Origin of the sequence: Pseudomonas sp. SWRI154 (genome assembly GCF_014268645.1) — a bacterium.
GTDB lineage: Bacteria > Pseudomonadota > Gammaproteobacteria > Pseudomonadales > Pseudomonadaceae > Aquipseudomonas > Aquipseudomonas marvdashtae.
In genome coordinates this window covers 1-19,484 of sequence record NZ_JABWQW010000018.1, presented here as the reverse complement: position 1 = coordinate 19,484, position 19,484 = coordinate 1, and the positions used below count along the sequence as shown (strand labels likewise).

The following is a 19,484-nucleotide window of genomic DNA, read 5'->3' as shown; positions in this document are numbered from 1 at the left end:
TGGCAAGCAGCGGGGCGCTGTTGAACGCATACCCGTGGCGAGGGAGCTTGCTCCCTCGCCACGGGTAACCGCGTTGGTCCCTAACAATCGCCAACATAAAAAACGCCGACGCTGCATAAGCCGTCGGCGTTGGGAACTGCGAAAAGGCTTACCGGGCGAATCAGAACGCCGGCAATACCGCGCCGCTGTATTTCTTCTCGATGAACGCCTTCACTTCCGGACTGGTCAGGGCCTTGGCGAGCTTCTGCATGGCGGGGCTGTCCTTGTTGTCGGGACGGGCCACCAGGAAGTTCACGTAAGGCGAATCCGCACCTTCGATGACCAGCGCATCTTTAGCCGGGTTGAGACCCGCCTCCAAGGCGTAGTTGGTGTTGATCATGTCCAGGTCAACCTGATCCAGCACGCGCGGCAGCATGGCCGATTCCAACTCCTTGAACTTGAAGTTCTTCGGGTTCTCGGCGATGTCTTTCGGCGTTGCCAGGGCGTTTTTCGGGTCCTTGAGTTTGATCAGGCCAGCCTTCTGCAGCAGGATCAAAGCGCGGCCGCTGTTGCTGCCTTCGTTAGGGATGGCGATGGTTGCGCCGTCCTTGAGCTCGGCCAGGCTCTTGACCTTTTTCGAGTAGCCGCCAAATGGTTCGACGTGCACGCCGATCACGGTCACCAGATTGGTGCCTTTGCCTTCGTTGAAGCTTTTGAGGTAAGGCAGGGTCTGGAAGTAGTTGGCGTCCAGGCGCTTCTGATCAACCTGTACGTTGGGTTGGACGTAGTCGGTGAACACCTTGATTTCCAGATCCACGCCTTCTTTGGCCAGGGCCGGCTTGATCAGCTCGAGAATTTCAGCGTGGGGCACCGGCGTGGCCGCGACAACCAGTTTCTCCGCCGCCTGGGCCAGGCCCGAGGTCAGGGCTGCCGCCAATGCGGTGAACAACAGAACCTTTTTCATGCAGTGTCCTTATCGAATATCACTGTCGTCATGGACGACGGCCAACGTGGGAGTGCCAGCGAAGTGCTATCGCTGGCGTGATGCGGAAGATACCGACATTTTTTATGCCTTAACAATATCTTTTATTCAAGTTCATATTCATTTTGCTCATATAGGAAAAATTGCCCTTGGCGGTGTTTCCTCTAAAGCTTTTGATCCAATTGAGTGATCAGCGCCGTCAGAGCCGCGCGCTCGGCTTCCGAGCCCTGCGCAATGACGTGGGATATCTGCTGGTCAATCAGCTCCAGGCTCGAAAGCTGGGGCGGCAGATTCAAGTGCTCCGGTAAAATCTCTTTCCCGGTGCTGACCAGCAACGCGAAGTGAATGACGTTTTCCAGTTCGCGGGTATTGCCCGGCCAACTGTGCCGTTCAAGTGCCTGTTGCGCTGCTTCGCTGATCAGCGGCACCGTCAGGCCCAAGCGCTGGCTGTAAATGCCCAGGAAGTACTCGGCCAGGGACAGGATATCGCCCACTCGCTCACGCAGGGCCGGCAATTCGAGCCGCCCTTCACCCAGGTAGTGATAAAGCCGGTCGTGGAATTTCCCGGCAGCCACTGCTTGCGCCAGGTCGATGCTGGTGGCCGCGACCAAGCGCACATCCACGGGGCTCGGCTGGTGGGCGCCGACGCGGGTGACTTCGTGATTTTCCAGCGCGGCCAGCAACTTGATCTGAATCGGCAGCGGCAAGTCACCGATCTCGTCCAAGTACAACGTGCCGCCATTGGCCGAGCCGAACCACCCTGCCCGGCTACTGGCCGACCCGCTATGGCTGCCGGCGGCATAACCGAACAATTCGGCGTCGGCATAAGTCGGGCTGATAGCCCCGCAGTTGACCGAGACAAACAGCCCGGCGCGATCGCTTTCACGGTGGATGTGCCGGGCCAGCAGTTCTTTGCCGGTACCGGTCTCGCCACGAATCAACACCGAGACCGAGCGCGGCGCCAATTCTTCCAGTTCCTGGCGCAACTGCCGTGAACGCGGGTCGACGAACACCAGCGCCTTGGCGCGGATACTCAGGGGGCTTTTTTCCGCATCGGGAAAGGTCAGCAAGGGCTGACCGACGGTTTCATGCAGGCTCATGGCAGGCTCCCGCCCCAAACCGCCGGGAGACGGGGGGCGCTAAAAATTCAGGCGCGACGCAGGGCGTGGTACTCCATGCGGCTTTGCAAGCGGTAGAGATAAGCGAAGCCCTGCTCCCAGCGCTGGTGGCCGGACTTCACGTTGATGTGCCCCGCTCCGGCCAGGATGCCGGCCTCGGCTCCCCAATTGCGCGCCAGCTCCACAGCACGCGCGGCACTCACCGCTGCGTCATTGTCGGAGCTGACCACTTGGCTGGGGAACGGCAGCAGATCGGTAGGAATCGGCGCAAAATTACGCAGCGCCGGCGCACAGGCCGGCCGCTCCACATCCGCTGGCGCCACCAGCAACGCCCCACGAATCTGCCGCAGCAATTGCACCGGCGCAGTGGCCGCCCAATGCGCGACCGTAATGCAACCCAGGCTGTGGGCAATGAGAATCACCGGCGTGTTGTCGGCCGCAATGGCCTCGGCCAACGCGGCGACCCAGTCTTCACGCCGAGGCGTCAGCCAGTCGGCCTGCTCGACCCGGGCACTATTGGGCAGGCTGTTCTGCCAATGGGTCTGCCAATGATTTTCCGGCGATCCTTGCCAGCCCGGCACAATCAGGTAGCGAATCGATTCGTTGCGCATGGGTTGCTCTCCCGCGTGTCTGTTCCCGGACGAGTATAAGGAGGAGAGTTATATTATTTAAGGAATAAGAAGCTATTTATTAATTCGATACAGGAATAACGAATTTCAAGGACAGGAACTCACTCGATGCGTCCCTTACGCAACAGCACGTCGAGCTGATCCACCACCAACGCCCAGTCCGCGTCTTCAAGAATCTCGTCGCGCAGCAATTGCCGCTGGCCCTCGCTCCAGAAAAACGCATCGGCCAGGTGAAGTTCGGGTTTGAGCGGCGAGTGACTGGCGATGAACTGATCGATGCTGACGGCATCGTCAGCCAGGCCGAGTTGTTTGAATAACGCGGGCAGCGTATGGACTGGGGATTCCATGTAGCACTCCTGAGCATGAACGGATGGCAGGGCTCTATTCCTGCAGTCTAGTCGCTGGGAGCCGAGCACACCGTGGCGAGGGAGCTTGCTCCCGCTGGACTGCGCAGCAGTCCCAAATCCTGGCGCCTCGGTGTGTCAGGCAGATCGCATTCAAATTGTTTGCGATCGCTACGCAACCGAGCGGGAGCAAGCTCCCTCGCCACGGGTTCGGTGATCGACAGATCATCGCGCGGCCTAATCCACCAACCTCAACACCCCATCGCAATACACCACCTCGCGACCGACCCACCCCACATCCACCTGAGGCAGCACCGCCGAAGGTTTACGCAACTCACGCAGCAGCGTCGAGCCGTGGGACAGGCGGCCGCCCATGCGCGCGATCACCGCGCGGGCGCTTTGGTAGTGGGCGTGGCGGCCAGGGTCCAGGGTGTCTTCCAACAGGATGTGCTCACCCAAAATACCTTGGGCCTGGCCCGGGTAGATCAGGAAGCCGCTCGCCTGTTCGGTGCCTTCGCGACCGTCCTGCCAGAAGCTGCCGTCGCGGCTGCGGATGTTCGGGTGAGGTGCAAACCAATGCTCGCGGTCGGCGCTTGGCATGGCGTGGTGCAGACGGAAAAAGATCCGCATCAGGTTGTCGCGATACCATTCGCGCACCTGCAAGTAGTAACCGCGCAACCCAGGCAGGCCGGCCCCATGAGCCAGGCGAATCGCCAACGGCCATAGTGGGAATGCCTGCAATGGCAGCGCGCTGGGCTCCGGGCGTGGCGTCGCCGGATCGGTTTCCCACGGCAGGCGATGGGGGCTGTGTTCGAGATTGTCATAAGCGGTCGGTGGCCGTCCCAGCCAATCGCCTCCACTGCTGGCCAAGGCGCTGGCGATGCACAGGTTGCCCTGCACCACGAACACGTAGAAGCGGGTAAACCAGTCGGCCAGTTGCTGGCCGTCTGCGCCCTGTCCGATCAGTTCGTGCAGCTCGCGATCAAAGCGTCGCAAACCGTTTTCCAGCGTCGGCAAATGCCCGCGGGCGATGCGTTGCATGCGCCGGAACAATGGCAGCGAACGCAGCAGGCGCAGTGGCCGCCAAGGCAGGCGCGGTGTCGCGCCGCCGACCTCGCCGGCATAGCTGCTGGCGCTGACGCCCCAGTCGGCCAACCGGGCGAGAAACAAGTCATTGTTGATATACGAAGCGCCGCCAAACACCGCCGTGAAGGGCTCGTTGTCCTGCAAAACCCGCGGGTCCCAACGCGCCATGATTGCCGGAATGCTCGACGCCGCACGGCGCTGGGCGTACTCCACCAACACACTCGGTTGCGGCGGCAGGATCTCGGCGATATTGGCGGCGGTCAGGTGCCGGCGCCAGCCGTAGTCGCTGATCGGCCGGTACTGCAGCAGCCACAGTTGGGTGCCGTCCCAGGCCCATTCGACATCGCCGGGCACGTAGTGAAAGACCCGCAGTACGCCTTGGAGAAACCGCCACAGCGCATCGGCGGTCAGGCCGTGGACTGGTTTGAACGAGCCGCTGTTCCATGACTCGCCGAGACGGGAAATAACCGCGCGCTCGGGGCTCACCTGGCCGTCGGCCAACGATTCCAGATGACCTTCGACCCATTCCAATTCAACCGACAGGTGACGTACGAACGCGATCCCGGACAGCCGTGGCGTGATGAAACGCTGCACCACCACTTCTTCGACACCCGTCGCGCTCAACTCGGCAATCCGCGCCGGCACGTTGTGCGTCGGTTCGCGCAGGAACGTGGTGCTCAAGCCCGCATTCGCCGCATCGGCCTGATCTTCCCCATAACTGGAGGAACGCACCGCCCAGATAGCGTCCGGCTGGCCCTTCAGGAAACCTGGCAAGCGCGGATCATCACCGTCATTGAGCGACAGCGCCGCAGGCACCGGCTGCCCGGCCAGTGTCGCCAGACGCAAACGGCCGCCCTTGGTGTGCGCGACGAAGCCACGCTCGCCCGACTCCAGCCACGCGGCGAATTCCGCCGGTGAGTCGATCCACGGATAATGGCCCCAGCCGGGTTTCAGGCTAATGGTCAAATCGGCACGGGCCAGAATGGCGGACCAGGCCGCCGCCTGCGCGACGCCCAACACTTTGTCCTGATCGCCCCAGACCAGTTCGATCGGGTCGCTGATCCACTCCAGCAAAGGCAGCGCCGTATCGGCACGCACCAGGTCCCAATGCGGCACAAAGGCCCGGCAGCGGGCGTAGCCGGCGCCCATGCGTTGGTACTGCGCGGGCGTCCAGGCCTGGCTGGAAAACTTGTGGGCAAACAACGTCGGCTTGTTTGCCAGCAGCCAGTGAATGGTCTTGCGAATCGGCAGCGGCGACATCAATGCTGGCAGTCGCCGCTGCCACAAAAATGCGCCCACCGGCGCCAGCAACACACTGCGGCAAAAGTGTCCCGGCTGACGTTGCAAGGCGTGTAGCACCAGCAAGGCGTTCACTCCGACCGCCATGATCGCGCTGCCCCGGACCGTCGCCGCCAGCAACGCTTGGGCGTAGGCCGGCAAATCTTCGCAAGGGGCTTGGGGATTGTTGCCGAAACCGGGCAGCTCCAGCGGCACCACGTCGTAGCGTTGAAAGTGCGGCAACGCATCCTCCCACCAATCGGCGGCGCTGCCGTTACCGGCCAGCAGATACATCCGGGGCTTGTCCATGGACGATCCTCAGGCCAGGTCGCGCAGGGCAGCGTCGAGCGTGGGGTAACGGAACGTATAGCCGGCCTCCACGAGGCGGTTGGGCACCACGCGCTGGCCGTCGAAAAACAGCTGGGCCATCTCGCCGGCCAGGGCACGCACCGGCGCGGCGGGAATGTGCAACCACACCGGACGCTTGAGCACCTTGCCGACGCGTTCGGCGAAAAGCGCCTGGCTGACCGTTTCCGGCGCGACCAGGTTGTAGGTTCCGCTCAGGCTTTCGTCGTCGAAGGCTCGGGCGATCACTTGGATCACGTCGTCGCGGTGCACCCAGCTCATGATCTGCTTACCGTCGCCCATCCGCCCGCCGAACCCCAGGCGAAACGGAATCAGCAACGGCAGCAACGCACCGCCCGGACCGAACACCACGCCCAGGCGCATCACCACCTGGCGCACGCCCAGTTCCGTGGCCGGCCGGGCCGAGGCTTCCCAGCGCACACAGAGTTCGGCCATGAAACCATCGCCCTGGACGGCACTTTCATCAAGGCTTTCGCTGGCGTCACGCATGCCGTAAAAACCGACGGCCGAGGCCTGTATCCACAACGCCGGTTTGTGCCGGGCGTTTTTCAACCAGGTCATCAAGGCTTCGGTGGTGTTGACCCGGCTGGCGATGAGTTGCGCCTGACGCTTGGGGCTCCAGCGCGGCCCAGCCACCGGCGCACCCGCCAGATTGATCACCACATCGAAGCTTTCATCATGGCCCAGCTTGCCCAGAGAACGCAGGCAGCGGGCACGGCCGTCAAACAGGTAGGCCGCTTTTAGCGGATCGCGGGCCAGCACGCTAACGGTGTGTCCTGCGTCGAGCAGTTGATTGACCAGGGTCTCGCCGATAAAACCGGTGCCCCCCGTGACTAGCACTCGCCTATAAGTGCCACCGGCAAACGGGTTGGCGGGCGTGCCCGCGCGTTGCATGCGCAGGGCCGCCAAGCCGTCGCGAATTCCCGAGGCAGTGACCCCGATGGCGAACAGAGTCAGAAGCCAGCCGCGCCAGCCGAGGTCGATCCCGCTCAGGCCGGTCGGCAGACTCGCCCACTGCGCCAGCTGCACCCCATACAGCGCGAAGAACGCCCCGCCATTGACCGCCAGCACCGTGTGCATGATGCGCTCGATGGCCGGCAGCTTGCGGCTACGGTCTTCGACCACGAAGTCCCACAGCGTCAAGCAAATCTCCAGGGCGAACAGCAGCGCAATGACGATCGCCCAGGTGCCTTCGAAAGCCAGATGCGCCATGCCCAGGAACAGGATTCCGTAGAAGCACGAGCGCAAGGCGTGGATCGACAGCTCCAGCCGCGCACTGTGGCGATAGGGCAAGGCGACGGTGAGTTCGTGGTGATACAAGGTGTCCAGCGCACCGAGGATGGCCTGTGCGATCAGCAGGGCGACGGCCCAGTCCAGCGGTGAAAAATCAACCATGGTTGGATGCACTCGGCGCGTTGTCAGTCAGGGAAGTGCGGCAATCGTGGCGATAGAGCCAGAACAGCGGCGGCAGTAAAACGAGCAGTGCGAAGCTGTCGAACCACAGGTGCGACCAGACTCGGGCTTGGGCGGAAACCAGCATGTCCTGGGGCGCCCACAGCAAGATGCCGACAATCAGCCAGCCCCAAGGCATTGCATTTTTGAATCGATTGCCGATGTGCACGAGGGCAAGCATGTAAAGCGCATAGCTCTGCAACGTGGCGCCGAACAAGGCCAGCCACCAGACTTGTTGCGCGCGGGCCGTAGCGGGCACGGCATTGATGCCCCAGAACGCCTGTTCGATGGTGTTCAGATAGCCGTCGAGCAAGCCGGAGTGACCGGCCCACGTCAGCGTGAGGCCGGCGAGCAGATGCGCCACGGCCGCCGCGTATAACCAAACGACCAGGGCTTTGCGAAGAGGGCTGTGGGGGGTTGGCATTCCATGTCCTGAAGGCTTGCTTGAGGGCGGCCAGTCTAAAGGAAATGGAAGGAGATTTACTGGGCTGATGGGCTGGCAGCGATAAATAAAATCCGCCGTCTGGAGCACTTGAAACCTGAGCCGAATACCGTTGTGGCGAAGGAGCTTGCTCCCAGCATTCCTTCAGGCACACCGCATCGCCCGATTTTACGACTGCTGCGCAGCCGAGCGGGAGCAAGCTCCCTCGCCACAGGTTTGGTGTGCTGCTTACTTACAGCAGCGTCCTAGGAGATTTCCTTCGAGTTGCGGCGATGTTGGTGAACTTGTCCGGCTAGGGGCTCACCGCTAGTCTGGGTTTGTCACTGAAAAAACGGTGACACGGACGTGCAAGTCCGAAATATCTGTTTAGGGCGAAACAGCCCATGCCATTCAGCGATCTCGGTTGGATTCGCTGTGTAGCAAAGGCTCCTTACTAGTCGTTTAGGAGTTCCCAATGACAACAGCAGAAACGAAGCGTACTTCACCCAGCCCCAGCACTCTCGACGAAGCCGCCCAACGCGCCCTCGACTACTACCTCAACCCCAAACCGACCGATGCAGCCTCAGGAAAATCCCAAACCGCCCAACTCTTCATGGTCGCCCCGGACATCGACACCGAAACCCTGCTGGCCAATGCCTCCGAAGACCTGCTGTCCATCAGCGCCATCGCCGCCGACCTGTCTGATGACATCGACGGCTCACGCCGCAGCGTGATCCTGGCGATCAGTCGAATGGCCGATGGGGTGCATTTGCTGGTGGAGCGGGAGATGGATCGGTTGGAGGTTCAAGCATCAGGTTGAGAGGTCACCCCAAACCCCGTGGCGAGGGAGCTTGCTCCCGCTGGCCTGCGAAGCAGGCCCCAGCATTCCTTCAGGCAGACCGCATTGCCCGGTTTGCGACTGCTGCGCAGCCGAGCGGGAGCAAGCTCCCTCGCCACGGGGTAGTGTTCAAGCGCGGCTTACCGCTGCATCCCCCAGCGCTTCACCGTCACCCGCTCCAAACTGTCGAACACCAGGTTCTCCACCAGCAACCCGATGAGGATCACCACCGCCAACCCGGCAAACACCTTGTCGGTGTAAAGCTCATTGCGATTCTGGAAGATGTACCAGCCCAGGCCGCCCTTGCCGCTGGTGGCGCCGAACACCAGTTCGGCGGCGATCAGGGTGCGCCAGGCGAAAGCCCAGCCGATTTTCAGCCCGGCGAGGATCGACGGCAGCGCCGCCGGGATCAGGATGAACAAGACAAAGCGCAGGCCTTTGAGCCCGTAGTTGCGCCCGGCCATGCGCAGCGTTTCCGACACGCCAAGAAACCCCGCGTACATGTTCAACGCCAGCGCCCACAGCACCGAATGCACCAGCACGAAAATCAGGCTGTTCTGCCCCAGGCCGAACCACAGCAGCGCCAATGGCAACAGGGCAATGGCCGGCAGCGGATTGAACATCGACGTCAGGGTGCTGAGCAGGTCGCGACCCAACTGCGTCGACACCGCCAGTGTGGTCAGGCCAAACGCCAGGACGATGCCCAGCAAATAGCCCTTGAGCAGCACCACCAGGGAAATCCAGACCTTGCCCAGCAGCTCACCGCTGAGCATACCGTCGTACAACGCGCTGGCGGTCTGCAGGAAGCTCGGCAGCAGCAGGTCATTGTTCTGGTAACGCGCCACGCCCTCCCACAGCAGCGCCAGCACAATCAGGATCAGACTTTTACGCAGCCAACCCTGTTGCCAGAGGCGCTGGCCCAGGGGCAATTCCCGCTCCAGCGGCACATGGGTCAGCGGTTGCAGGTCGACTTCGTATTCTTCGCGCACAGGCGATAACTGGCTCATCAAACGTTCCCCTCAATACGCGATACGAATGTCGGCAAAACCCAGCTCGCGTTCGGCATCCGGTGACTGGCCTTGTTCGAACAGCAGCGAATGAATCCGCCGCGCCGTGTGCTGGAACCCCACGCCGCCGAGGCTGTGCAGATCATATTGATGGCTGTGGATTTCCGCCCGGACCCGCCCCGGATGCGGTGACAGCAGCAGGATGCGATTGCCCACCACCAGCGCTTCCTCGATGGAGTGAGTGACAAACAGCAGGGTGAAACGCACCTCCTCCCAGAGCAGCAGCAATTCTTCCTGCATCTTTCGTCGGGTCAGGGCATCGAGGGCGGCGAAGGGCTCGTCCATCAACAGGATTTTCGGCTGCATCGCCAATGCCCGAGCAATGGCGACGCGGGCCTTCATGCCACCGGACAACGTGTGAGGATAAGCATCGACAAACGCCGCCAGCCCTACTTTGTCGAGGTAATGCAGGGCCCGCTCCTCGGCCTCGCGACGCTTGAGCGTGCCCGACGCCAGCAGCGCGAACATCACGTTCTGCTTGACGGTTTTCCACGGCGGCAGTTGGTCGAACTCCTGGAACACCACGATCCGGTCCGGCCCCGGCGCGCTGACGGTTTGGCCTTGCAGCCGAATCTCGCCTTCGCACGGTGCGATGAAACCACCAATAGCCTTGAGCAGCGTGGACTTGCCGCACCCGGACGGGCCGAGCAATACAAAACGGTCCGCCGGGTCGATTTCAAAACTCACCTGGTGGGTGGCCCGCACCACCCGCTGTGGGGTGCGGTACTCCAGGCTGACGTTATCCACCGACAACAATGCCACGTCGGTGCGGGTGGCGTTGCTGGCCGCGTGGCCTTGCAATGGCGCGTTCATGACAATCAGCTCCCCTGCAACGGTTTGGCGTCCTGGAAGAAGTAGTCTTCCCACGACGCCGGCTTGTTCTTGATGGCGCCGACGCGATAGAGGAATTCCGCCAACGGGTAGGTGTTTTTCGGGGTGACGGTGAATTCGATCTGCGGGTTGTCGATGATCTTCAGCAGGGTCGCCCGATCGATCTTGGCCTTGGTCACCCGCAGGTAGGTGTCCGCCGCCGCGCCTTTGTCCTTCTGGGCAAAGTCGGCCGCTTCGGTCAGCGCCTCGACGAAGGCCTTGTAGGTCTTCGGATTTTCCTCGCGGAATTTCTCGGTGGCGAACAGCACCGTGGGCGAGTTTGGCCCGAGCACGTCATAAGAATTGAGCACCACGTGGACGCTGGGGTTTTGCAGGGCCTGGTCCTGGAACGGCGGGTTGGAAAAATGCCCGGTCAACTCGGTGCCGCCAGCAATCAACGCCGCCGTGGCGTCCGGGTGCGGTACCGCCAGGGTGTACTTGTCGAGGCGATTGAAGTCCTTGTCGCCCCACTGCTTGGCGGCGGCGTATTGCAGGAAACGCGACTGCACCGAAACACCCACCGCCGGCACCGCGATGCGGTCCTTCTCGGTGAAGTCGGCGATGGTCTTGACGTTCGGATTGTTGCTCAACAGGTAATAGGGGAAGTTGCCCAGGGACGCCACGGCCTTGACGTTCTGCTTGCCACGGGTGCGGTCCCACACCGTCAACAACGGCCCGACGCCGGCCCCGGCAATGTCGATGGAGCCCGACAGCAACGCATCGTTGACCGCCGCGCCGCCCGACAGTTGGGTCCAATCGACCTTGATGTCGATGCCCTGCTCCTTGCCGTGCTTCTCGATCAACTGCTGGTCGCGGACCACGTTCAGCAACAGGTAAACGATGCCGAACTGCTCGGCGATGCGAATCTCGCCCTCGGCGTGGGCGCTGGCGGGCGCGACCAAGCCGCCGGCGAGCAAACTGAACCCAAGCCCGATGGCGGCGGCCAACGGTGCAAAAGCAATGCGTTTGGACATGATGAGTCTCCGGGCTTTTTGCGCACAGCGCAGCCGATCAGAAAGGGGCGTCGCCCTGGATAGTGGTGCGATACAACTTGCGGCGCAGATGGCTCGGGCAGCCGGCGGCCAAATGAATCAGCGAACGGTTGTCCCAGAACACCAGGTCGTGGGGCTGCCATTGATGCCGATAGATGTTCTGCGGCAGCACGCTGTGGGCATACAGCTGCGTCAGGATGGCTTTGCTCTCATCCTCCGGCAGGCCGACGATGCGAGTGGTGAAGCCTTCGCTGACGAACAACGCCTTGCGCCCGGTTTCTGGGTGAGTACGGACGATGGGATGCACGACTTCAGCAACCTGGGCCAGTTGCTCCGGCGTCAACGTCGGGCGCCAGTTGCCTTCGAATTTGGTCTCGCTGTAGCGCGCCGTGTAGGAGTGCGCCGCCGAACGGCCTTCCACCGCTTTACGCAGCGCTTCGGGCAGACCGTCCCAGGCCTTGTGCATGTCGGCGAACAGCGTGTCGCCGCCTTCGCTCGGCAGCTCCTGGGCGTGGAGCATCGAGCCGAGGCTGGGCAGTTCTTTATAGGAGAGGTCCGAGTGCCAGAATTTGCCGGCGTCCCCCAAGCCGATGGATTGGCCGTTCTCGACGATGTTGGAGACGATGAGAATCTCCGGGTGCCCGGCTAGCAAGAACTGCTTGAGCACATGGATTTGCAACACGCCAAAACGGCGGCTGAAGGCGATCTGTTGTTCGGGGGTGATGCGCTGATCGCGGAAGACCACGACGTGATAGTCCAGGTGGGCGCGGTGGATGCGGGCGAAATCCTGGTCGTTGATCGGCTGGGACAGGTCCAGGCCGACGATCTCGGCACCGACCGCATCGCTGAATGGACGAACTTCGAACGACTGCGGCGCGAAGTCCGCGGCATTTGAATCTGGAGAAAAAGAGACGGCTGGCATACATCACTCCCACGCACGGCGCGCTTGAATAGGCGCGCAATCGATCAAAACTCACGGGGTCACCGTGTTGGTTTGTGTCGTGCGGCGCGCCGATTGGTCGGCAGGTACGCAGGGGGATGACTTTAAGGGTATAAGAAGTTTAATTTAAATACTGAAAATGCATAACCATATGGCAGAAGCCGTGGGAGCAACTCTGATCCTGTGGGATTTCAAGAACACCACGGTCCTGTGGCGAGGGAGCTTGCTCCCGCTGGGGCGCGCAGCGGCCCCAAAAATAGCGATGAGCGCTGCGCACTGGAGCGCCAGCCCGGTCAAGCGGGAGCAAGCTCCCTCGCCACAAAAGCTACCAAGCCACAGAATAATCAACTACTCGGCATTAGCGCTCGTGCAATGCCTCGGCCCGGGCCTTGATGATTGGCTTGAGCAGGTAGCTCAGCACGGTCTTCTTGCCGGTGATGATGTCCACCGACGCCACCATCCCAGGAATGATCAGCAAGGGCTTTTCAGGCGTGCCAAGGTGGCTGCGCTCAGTGCGCAGCTTGATGATGTAATAAGTGGTTTTCTTGTCTTCATCGGTGATGGTGTCGGCGCCGATCTGTTCCAGCTTGGCTTTCATCCCACCGTAGATGGTGTAGTCGTACGCGGTGAATTTCACCGTGGCGTCCTGGCCGGGGTGCAGGAAGGCGATGTCCTGGGGACGGATTTTCGCTTCCACCAGAATCGTGTCATCCAGCGGCACGATTTCCACCAGGTCGCTGCCCGGCTGGATGACGCCGCCAATGGTGTTCACCAGCAACTTGTTGACAATGCCCCGCACCGGCGATGTCACCAACGTACGGCTCACACGGTCTTCCAAGGCCTTGCCGGTGGCCTGGGCCTTGTTCAGGTCTGTGCGTGTTTCGTTGAGCTGGGTCAGGGCATCGCTGCGGAATTTGCCGCGGGTCTCGTCGATCTTGCGCTGCACTTCCTTGATCGCCGATTCGGCACGTGGAATCGCCAGCGTCGTCGCGTCCAGTTGCCCACGGGTTTCGACTTCGGCGCGCTTGAGCCGCAGCACTTCCACCGGCGATACCGCGCCTTGGGCCACCAGCGGCTCGGACATGTTGATTTCCTGGCGTTGCAGCGCCAGGCCGGAACGATATTGCGCCTGCTTGGAGACGAACTCGCGCAGTTCCTGCTGACGCTGGATCAACTGCTCCTGCAAGCCGCCGATTTCATCGTGCAACTGCTGGCGACGGCTGATGTACAACGACTCTTCACTCGCCGCCTGGCCCGGAACGGCCTTGAGCACGTCGGCCGGGAATTTCAGCGGCCGGTCATCGACCTCGGCACTCAGGCGCTCGACCCGCAACAGCATGGACAGGCGATCCGCCTCGGTTTCGCCGACGTTGGAGACAAACCGCGTATCGTCCAGGCGAATCAGCGGCGCGCCGGCTTCGACGATCTGCCCTTCCTTGACGAACAGCTCAGCGACGATACCGCCTTCAAGGTTCTGGATCTTCTGGATCTTGGACGATGGGACCGCCTTACCGTCGCCCTTGGTGACTTCATCGATCACGGCGAAGTTGGCCCACAGCGCCAGGAACACAAAGAAGCCGATGATGCCCCAGATCGTCAGTCGCACCACGCGCGGGGCATCTTCGATCAGTGCTTTGTTGACCTCGGGCAGCGGTTGGCCGTGCAGTGAGTCGGAACCTTTGAAATACCGGCCGACAGCGCCCCTGAAACCTGATTTAAGCAACACTGATCTGCCCCTTCTTCAACGCTTCCATCACGGCGGCCTTCGGACCGTCGGCCAGGATCTGCCCGCGATCGACCACCAACAGGCGGTCCACCAGCGACAGCAACGAGGCCCGGTGCGTCACCAACAACACTGTCTTGTTTTCCACCACAGCGGCCAGCCGCTGTTTCAAGCGCTCTTCACCGGTGTTGTCCATGGCGCTGGTGGGCTCGTCCAGCAGCAGGATCGGCGGATTAAGCAGCAGCGCCCGAGCCAGGGCGACGTTCTGGCGCTGACCGCCGGACAGGTTTTGCCCGCGTTCGCCGACTTGCAGCTCATAGCCCTGCGGATGCAGGCGGGCGAACTCATGCACACCCGCGAGTTCGGCGGCCTGGAGCACCAGCTCGTCTTCGACGTAACGGGCGCCGGAGGTCAGGTTGTCGCGCAGGGTCCCGGCCAGCAGCTGGATGTCCTGCGGCACGTAGCCGATGTTGTAGCGCAGTTCGCTGACGTCGATCTGGCGGATGTCCACGCCATCCACCAGCAACGCGCCGTCGTCCGGCTGATACAGGCCCACCAGCAATTTGGCCAGAGAGCTCTTGCCCGAGCCGCTGCGGCCGATGATGCCGATCTTTTCGCCCGGCTTGATCACCAGGTTGATGTTTTTCAACGCGGCGTTCTGCTGGTTCGGGTAAGTGAAATTCAACTGGCGACATTCAATGGCACCCTGCAAGACCTTGCGACTCAGTGGGCGTTCTTCGAAATTGCGCTCCTGAGGCAGCTCCATCATCTGGTCGACCGAAGTCATCGTCACCCGTGCCTGCTGATAACGAGTCAGCAGGCCCGACAGCGAGGCCAATGGGCTCAGGGCGCGCCCACTGAGCATGTAGCAGGCGATCAGCCCGCCCATGCTCAGGTTACCGGCGATGATCTGGTAGACACCGAAGACGATCATGATCACGCCGGCCAGTTGCTGGATCAGCAAGGTGATGTTCATCGCCAGGCCGGACAGCATTTTCACCCGCAGTTCGAGGCGGCTGAGGGTGCCGATGGTCTGCTCCCATTGGTATTGGCGTTCGCTCTCGGCGTTGTTGACCTTGACTGCGTCCAGACCGGCAAGGGTTTCGATCAGGCTGGACTGGCGCTCGGCACCCAGGGCCATGGTGCGTTCCATGGTTGCAACCAGGGGCTTCTGCAGTGCGTAGCCGATCAACAGGGCAAGCGGAAAGGCCACCACCGGAATCCACACCAGGTGTCCGCCGAGGATTGCGATAACCATCAGGATCAACAGCGTGAACGGCAAGTCGATCAGGCTGGTCAGGGTCAGCGACGCGAGAAAGTCCCGCAGGCTCTGGAACTCATGGATGTTCTGGGCAAAGCTGCCGACCCGCGCCGGGCGATATTTCATCGCCATGCCGACGATGCGCTCGAACAGCGTCGCGGAAATGATCAAGTCGGTTTTCTTGCCCGCCAGGTCCAGGCAAAGGCTGCGCAGCATCTTCAGGATCAGGTCGAACACGTAGGCGCCGGTGATGCCGATCGCCAGCACCCACAAGGTCGATTCCGCCTGGTTGGGCACCACGCGGTCGTACACGTTCATCACGAACAATGGCGCGGCCATGGCAATGATGTTGATCAGCAGGCTGGCTGCGATGGCGTCGGCGTAAAGCCAGCGGGAACGCTTGAGGGTGTCACGAAACCACGAACGTGCCCGGGGAATGAGCGTGCCGTGGTTAACGTCAAATTTATGCTGCGGTTGGGCGAAGAAAACCTTGCCGCTGTAGTCGTCGGCCAGCAGTTCGCGACTGATGGTGACTTCGCCGCCATCACTTTCGCTGAGCAGCAGCCGCGCCTGATCGTCGCCCACCCAGCCCAGCAGCACCGCACTGCGGCCATCTTTAAGCAGCAACAACGCCGGCATGGCGATTGCCGGGATCTGTTCCAGCTTGCGTTGCAGCACCCGACCTTGCAAACCGGCACGGGCCGCAGCACGTGACAATAAGTCGACGCTCAGCCGCTGCTTGGGCAACGGCAGGCCGGTGGTGAGCATCGCCGCGCTAGCAGGCTTTTGGTGCAACATGCAGAGCGCCAGCAAACCATCCAACAGCGGGTCATCGTGCAGCGTGCGCGGGTCATGAACTAGTTCGACTGGACTGACTTCTGATTCCACGCTCGGCACTCTTTCGCTGAAAAACGGATGGATGACTCAATTCATCCCAGGCAATTGAACCTTGGGTTTCACGTCGTTCTGCACAACCGATGCCAACGGTGCGACCACCCCCTGGCTTTTCAGCAACTGGCCCATGGTTGCCTTGATCCGGTACTGGGTGAACAACTGCACATTCTTGATTTCTGCCAGGCGACGGGACGCGCTGAACAGCTCGTTTTCGCTGTCGAGCAAGTCGAGCAGGGTCCGCTCGCCGAGGCTGAATTGCTTTTGGTAGGCGGTGCGCACGTTAGCGCTGCGATCGACGTATTGCTGGGCGATCGGCACCTGGGCGTTGGCGTTGTTGAGCGCGTTCCAGGCCAGGCCCAACTCTTCATTCAACTGGCGCAGCGCGTTGTTGCGGATATCCAGCGCCTGGTTGGACAGGTAGGACTTGGACTCCAGGTCCGCCTTGTTGCTGCCGCCGGCGTACAGGTTGAAGCGCATGCGCAGCATGGCCTGCCATTCATTGTTGTGGCCGTTCTGGCCGTCCAGGTCGTTGTCGGCGGTGCGACCCAACTCGGCGTCGAAGCGTGGGTAGAAGCTCGACTTGGCGGCTTCGTACTGTTGCTCGGCGGCGGCGATGTCGGCTTCGGCCGAACGCAGCACCGGGCTGTTTTCCAGCATCTGGGCGCGGGCTTCGGTCAGGTTGGCCGGCAGCAACGCCAGAAAGTCGGCGGGACGCTCCAATTGGTCGGGCAATCGGCCGACGGCGCTGAGGTAGTTGGTCTCGGCGTCGGCCAGGTTGGTCTGTTCGGTGATCAGGTTGTTGCGAGCCTGGGCCATGCGCGCTTCAGCCTGGTCCAAGTCGGCACCGCTACCAACGCCGCGGGAGGTGCGCAGTTTGATCTGATCGAAAATGCGCTCGTGACTCTTGAGGTTTTCCTCGGCCAATCGTACGAACTCACGGCGGGTCAGCACGTCCAGGTAGACCTGGGCGACCGTCAGCCCGGTGCGCTCGGAGGCATCCAGCAGTGAATAGGCGCGGGCACTGACGTTGGCTTGTTGACGCCCTACTTCGCTGGACGTCGCAAAACCGTCAAAGACCATCTGCGACAACCGCAGGCTCGACTCGCTGCGGTTCAAGGTTTCCCAGTGATTATTGCTGCCCGAACGGGTGGTGACACTGTCGGTGCCTTCCCGGCCGTACCCGGCTGCAAGGTCCACTCTAGGCAGGTAGCCACCCTTGGCCGCCTTGAGCTGATAGTCAGCGGCCAGGCGACTGTTTACGCCTGCCTGAATTTCCGGATGAACATCCAACGCCTGTTGCATGGCCTGCGGCAAGGTTTGTGCTTGTACGAAACTGGCGGCGAGGGCGAAGGGTAAAGCCTTGAGCAGAAGCGAACGCATGGTTGGTTTTATTCCCGAAACTCTTGTCTTGAATCACAGCGAAACGTGGCGCTGCATCGAATGATGGCAACCGGAATGACCGTATGTCGGAAAGTCCAAAACAGGGGCTGGAACACGCACCGAAAGAACAAGTCGCCGCTTAAATATCAATGTGACATTACAGGGGCGATTGTTTAGGATGGCCAGCATAAGGTCAATAGTTTGGCAGTAACAAAATCGGCCGAAATGACGGTCAAAAAATTGTCATTTACAGGCGTCAAAAACTTTTCCAAATCGTAAATATGAACGTCCAGACCGCTTGGCCCTGAAGGCTATCGGGTCCATGGAAGTCTACTGAATGTGGTACCCGGAGAGTCTTCAATGAGCAGTGTTATTGCCGTTGTCAAAAGCATTGTTGGTCAGGTTTTCGCCGTATCCCCCGAGGGTATTCGGCGCGTACTCATTGAAGGCGATCGCCTGAGCGTTGGCGATCAGTTGGACACTGGGCCTGCTGGCGCCGTCACATTGGAGCTGGCCGATGGCCGCACGCTGGACCTGGGCCGCGATACCCAGTGGAGCGCCAGCGCCCCGGACTCTTCCACTGACCTTGAACAGGCTACCGCCCAAGCCGCGCCGTCTGTAGAAGAACTGCAACAAGCCATCGCCGCAGGCGTCGACCCGACGACGGCCCTGGAAGCCACCGCCGCTGGTCCAACCGCTGCCGGAACGGGCGGTGCCGCTGGTGGCGGCCACAGCTTCGTCGTGCTGGATGCCACGGCCGGCAGCGTCGATCCGACGATCGGCTTTCCGACCGAAGGTCTCGCTGCGGCTGCTGCCACCGATGACAACATCCTGGGCGGCGATACCACGGCCGACACGACCGCCAACGCCGTGCTCAATGCAACGATGACCCTGAGCGCCACGCCGACCCTGACCGAGGCCGGCGGAGTGCTGGTCTACACCGCGACCGTCACCCAGGCGCCGTTGACCAACCTGACCGTGACCCTGTCCAACGGTGCCGTCATCGTGATCCCGGCCGGGCAACTGACCGGCAGCGTCAACGTGCCGCTCGCACCGAACGACACCGTCTACAACGACCCAAGCCAGATCAGCGTCACCGTCACCGGCACCACTGGCGGCAGCGGCATCGCCGTGACCGTGCCGACTACGCCAGCCGTGACCCAGATCACCGACACCGTCGACACCACGACCGTCACCTTAAGCGCAGGCAACACCGTTACCGAAGGCGGGCAGATCACTTACACCGCCACGCTGACCAATCCGGCTCAGACTCCAGTGACGGTTACCCTGAGCAACGGCTCGGTCATCACTATCGCGGCTGGCCAGACTACCGGCACCGTAAACGTCGATACCCCGGCCAACGACGTCTACAACAATGGCAGCACTGTCAGCACGACAATTACTGGCGCAACCGGCGGTAACTTTGAAAACCTGGTGCCGAGCACTGCGCCTGCGGTCACCACGATTACCGACTCGGTAGATACCACTACCGTGACGCTGACTGCCACGCCGAGCGTGAACGAAAACGGCACGATCACCTACACCGCTACTTTGACCGGTGCTGACGGCAAACCCGTCACCGCTCAGAACGGTCCGGTCACCGTGACTTTGGACAGTGGCAAAACCATTACCATCGCAGCCGGCGCAAGCTCGGGCGTGCTCGACGTAGCCGTTGGCAACGACGTGTACCAAGGTCCAACCACCGTGACCGAGTCGATTGCCTTGGCATCGGGCGGCAACCTCGAAGCTATCGCACCGAACACCACTCCGGTTAGCACCATCGTCAGCGATGTCGATGACACCACCACCGTGACGTTGACCGCCACACCAACCGTGAACGAAAACGGCACGATCACCTACACCG

General features: G+C 61.6%; 16 protein-coding genes. 2 read left to right on the top strand and 14 right to left on the bottom strand.

Annotation, left to right across the window (positions count from 1 at the left end; translation table 11 throughout):
- Nucleotides 1-160: 160 nt before the first annotated feature.
- From HU806_RS16755 to HU806_RS16725, 7 genes are all read right to left on the bottom strand, one after another.
- Nucleotides 161-943, bottom strand: a complete 783-nt coding sequence (locus HU806_RS16755; protein WP_186612501.1) for a MetQ/NlpA family ABC transporter substrate-binding protein — start codon at nt 941-943, stop codon at nt 161-163.
- Between the two features lie 182 nt (nt 944-1,125).
- On the bottom strand, nt 1,126-2,061 hold the full coding sequence (locus HU806_RS16750; RefSeq protein ID WP_186612499.1) for a sigma 54-interacting transcriptional regulator: 936 nt from the start codon (nt 2,059-2,061) through the stop codon (nt 1,126-1,128).
- 47 nt (nt 2,062-2,108) lie between these two features.
- The gene (locus HU806_RS16745) at nt 2,109-2,690 is read right to left on the bottom strand and encodes an alpha/beta hydrolase (protein ID WP_186612497.1); all 582 of its coding nucleotides are present in this window, start codon (nt 2,688-2,690) and stop codon (nt 2,109-2,111) included.
- Nucleotides 2,691-2,809: 119 nt separating this feature from the next.
- Nucleotides 2,810-3,055, bottom strand: coding sequence for a DUF2789 domain-containing protein (locus HU806_RS16740; protein ID WP_186612495.1), 246 nt, complete (start codon nt 3,053-3,055; stop codon nt 2,810-2,812).
- 234 nt (nt 3,056-3,289) lie between these two features.
- The gene (locus tag HU806_RS16735; protein WP_186612493.1) at nt 3,290-5,725 is read right to left on the bottom strand and encodes an alpha/beta hydrolase; all 2,436 of its coding nucleotides are present in this window, start codon (nt 5,723-5,725) and stop codon (nt 3,290-3,292) included.
- A 9-nt stretch (nt 5,726-5,734) separates the two neighbouring features.
- Nucleotides 5,735-7,177 carry a TIGR01777 family oxidoreductase gene (locus HU806_RS16730; RefSeq protein ID WP_186612491.1) on the bottom strand — a complete coding sequence of 481 codons (1,443 nt, stop codon included), beginning with the start codon at nt 7,175-7,177 and terminating at the stop codon, nt 5,735-5,737.
- On the bottom strand, nt 7,170-7,658 hold the full coding sequence (locus tag HU806_RS16725) for a cell division protein (RefSeq protein WP_186612489.1): 489 nt from the start codon (nt 7,656-7,658) through the stop codon (nt 7,170-7,172). The genes HU806_RS16730 and HU806_RS16725 overlap by 8 nt, the downstream gene beginning before the upstream one ends.
- Before the next feature lie 472 nt (nt 7,659-8,130).
- On the opposite strand from HU806_RS16725, the gene HU806_RS16720 reads away from it, so the two are divergent.
- Nucleotides 8,131-8,475 (top strand): DUF6124 family protein, encoded by a 345-nt coding sequence (locus HU806_RS16720; protein ID WP_186612487.1) that lies wholly within the window; start codon nt 8,131-8,133, stop codon nt 8,473-8,475.
- A gap of 158 nt (nt 8,476-8,633) precedes the next feature.
- Here the strand turns inward: HU806_RS16720 and HU806_RS16715 are convergent, their stop codons facing one another.
- From HU806_RS16715 to HU806_RS16685, 7 genes are all read right to left on the bottom strand, one after another.
- On the bottom strand, nt 8,634-9,500 hold the full coding sequence (locus HU806_RS16715) for an ABC transporter permease (protein ID WP_186612485.1): 867 nt from the start codon (nt 9,498-9,500) through the stop codon (nt 8,634-8,636).
- A 12-nt stretch (nt 9,501-9,512) separates the two neighbouring features.
- Entirely contained in the window at nt 9,513-10,373 is an 861-nt protein-coding gene (locus HU806_RS16710) for an ABC transporter ATP-binding protein (protein ID WP_186612483.1), read from the bottom strand.
- A gap of 5 nt (nt 10,374-10,378) precedes the next feature.
- Nucleotides 10,379-11,404: an ABC transporter substrate-binding protein gene (locus tag HU806_RS16705; RefSeq protein ID WP_186612481.1), complete on the bottom strand. Its 1,026-nt coding sequence runs from the start codon at nt 11,402-11,404 to the stop codon at nt 10,379-10,381.
- A gap of 37 nt (nt 11,405-11,441) precedes the next feature.
- Nucleotides 11,442-12,344 carry a TauD/TfdA dioxygenase family protein gene (locus tag HU806_RS16700; protein ID WP_186612479.1) on the bottom strand — a complete coding sequence of 301 codons (903 nt, stop codon included), beginning with the start codon at nt 12,342-12,344 and terminating at the stop codon, nt 11,442-11,444.
- 376 nt (nt 12,345-12,720) lie between these two features.
- Complete coding sequence (locus HU806_RS16695; protein WP_186612477.1) at nt 12,721-14,088, bottom strand: HlyD family type I secretion periplasmic adaptor subunit; 1,368 nt, start codon at nt 14,086-14,088, stop codon at nt 12,721-12,723.
- The gene (locus HU806_RS16690; RefSeq protein ID WP_186612475.1) at nt 14,078-16,234 is read right to left on the bottom strand and encodes a type I secretion system permease/ATPase; all 2,157 of its coding nucleotides are present in this window, start codon (nt 16,232-16,234) and stop codon (nt 14,078-14,080) included. Before HU806_RS16690 ends, HU806_RS16695 begins: the two co-directional genes overlap by 11 nt.
- A gap of 36 nt (nt 16,235-16,270) precedes the next feature.
- Nucleotides 16,271-17,620: a TolC family outer membrane protein gene (locus tag HU806_RS16685; RefSeq protein WP_186612473.1), complete on the bottom strand. Its 1,350-nt coding sequence runs from the start codon at nt 17,618-17,620 to the stop codon at nt 16,271-16,273.
- A 360-nt stretch (nt 17,621-17,980) separates the two neighbouring features.
- Between HU806_RS16685 and HU806_RS16680 the strand changes: the two genes are divergently transcribed.
- Nucleotides 17,981-19,484: retention module-containing protein (locus HU806_RS16680; RefSeq protein WP_186612471.1), on the top strand; the 1,504-nt coding region annotated here is incomplete at its 3' end.

What these genes read in the sequence shown, in the direction of transcription:
- HU806_RS16735 (WP_186612493.1), bottom strand. Translation starts at nt 5,725, where the DNA reads ATGGACAAGCCCCGGATGTATCTGCTGGCCGGTAACGGCAGCGCCGCC.
- HU806_RS16720 (WP_186612487.1), top strand. Translation starts at nt 8,131, where the DNA reads ATGACAACAGCAGAAACGAAGCGTACTTCACCCAGCCCCAGCACTCTC.
- HU806_RS16730 (WP_186612491.1), bottom strand. Translation starts at nt 7,177, where the DNA reads ATGGTTGATTTTTCACCGCTGGACTGGGCCGTCGCCCTGCTGATCGCA.
- HU806_RS16700 (WP_186612479.1), bottom strand. Translation starts at nt 12,344, where the DNA reads ATGCCAGCCGTCTCTTTTTCTCCAGATTCAAATGCCGCGGACTTCGCG.
- HU806_RS16750 (WP_186612499.1), bottom strand. Translation starts at nt 2,061, where the DNA reads ATGAGCCTGCATGAAACCGTCGGTCAGCCCTTGCTGACCTTTCCCGAT.
- HU806_RS16710 (WP_186612483.1), bottom strand. Translation starts at nt 10,373, where the DNA reads ATGAACGCGCCATTGCAAGGCCACGCGGCCAGCAACGCCACCCGCACC.
- HU806_RS16685 (WP_186612473.1), bottom strand. Translation starts at nt 17,620, where the DNA reads ATGCGTTCGCTTCTGCTCAAGGCTTTACCCTTCGCCCTCGCCGCCAGT.
- HU806_RS16725 (WP_186612489.1), bottom strand. Translation starts at nt 7,658, where the DNA reads ATGCCAACCCCCCACAGCCCTCTTCGCAAAGCCCTGGTCGTTTGGTTA.
- HU806_RS16715 (WP_186612485.1), bottom strand. Translation starts at nt 9,500, where the DNA reads ATGAGCCAGTTATCGCCTGTGCGCGAAGAATACGAAGTCGACCTGCAA.
- HU806_RS16755 (WP_186612501.1), bottom strand. Translation starts at nt 943, where the DNA reads ATGAAAAAGGTTCTGTTGTTCACCGCATTGGCGGCAGCCCTGACCTCG.
- HU806_RS16740 (WP_186612495.1), bottom strand. Translation starts at nt 3,055, where the DNA reads ATGGAATCCCCAGTCCATACGCTGCCCGCGTTATTCAAACAACTCGGC.
- HU806_RS16705 (WP_186612481.1), bottom strand. Translation starts at nt 11,404, where the DNA reads ATGTCCAAACGCATTGCTTTTGCACCGTTGGCCGCCGCCATCGGGCTT.
- HU806_RS16745 (WP_186612497.1), bottom strand. Translation starts at nt 2,690, where the DNA reads ATGCGCAACGAATCGATTCGCTACCTGATTGTGCCGGGCTGGCAAGGA.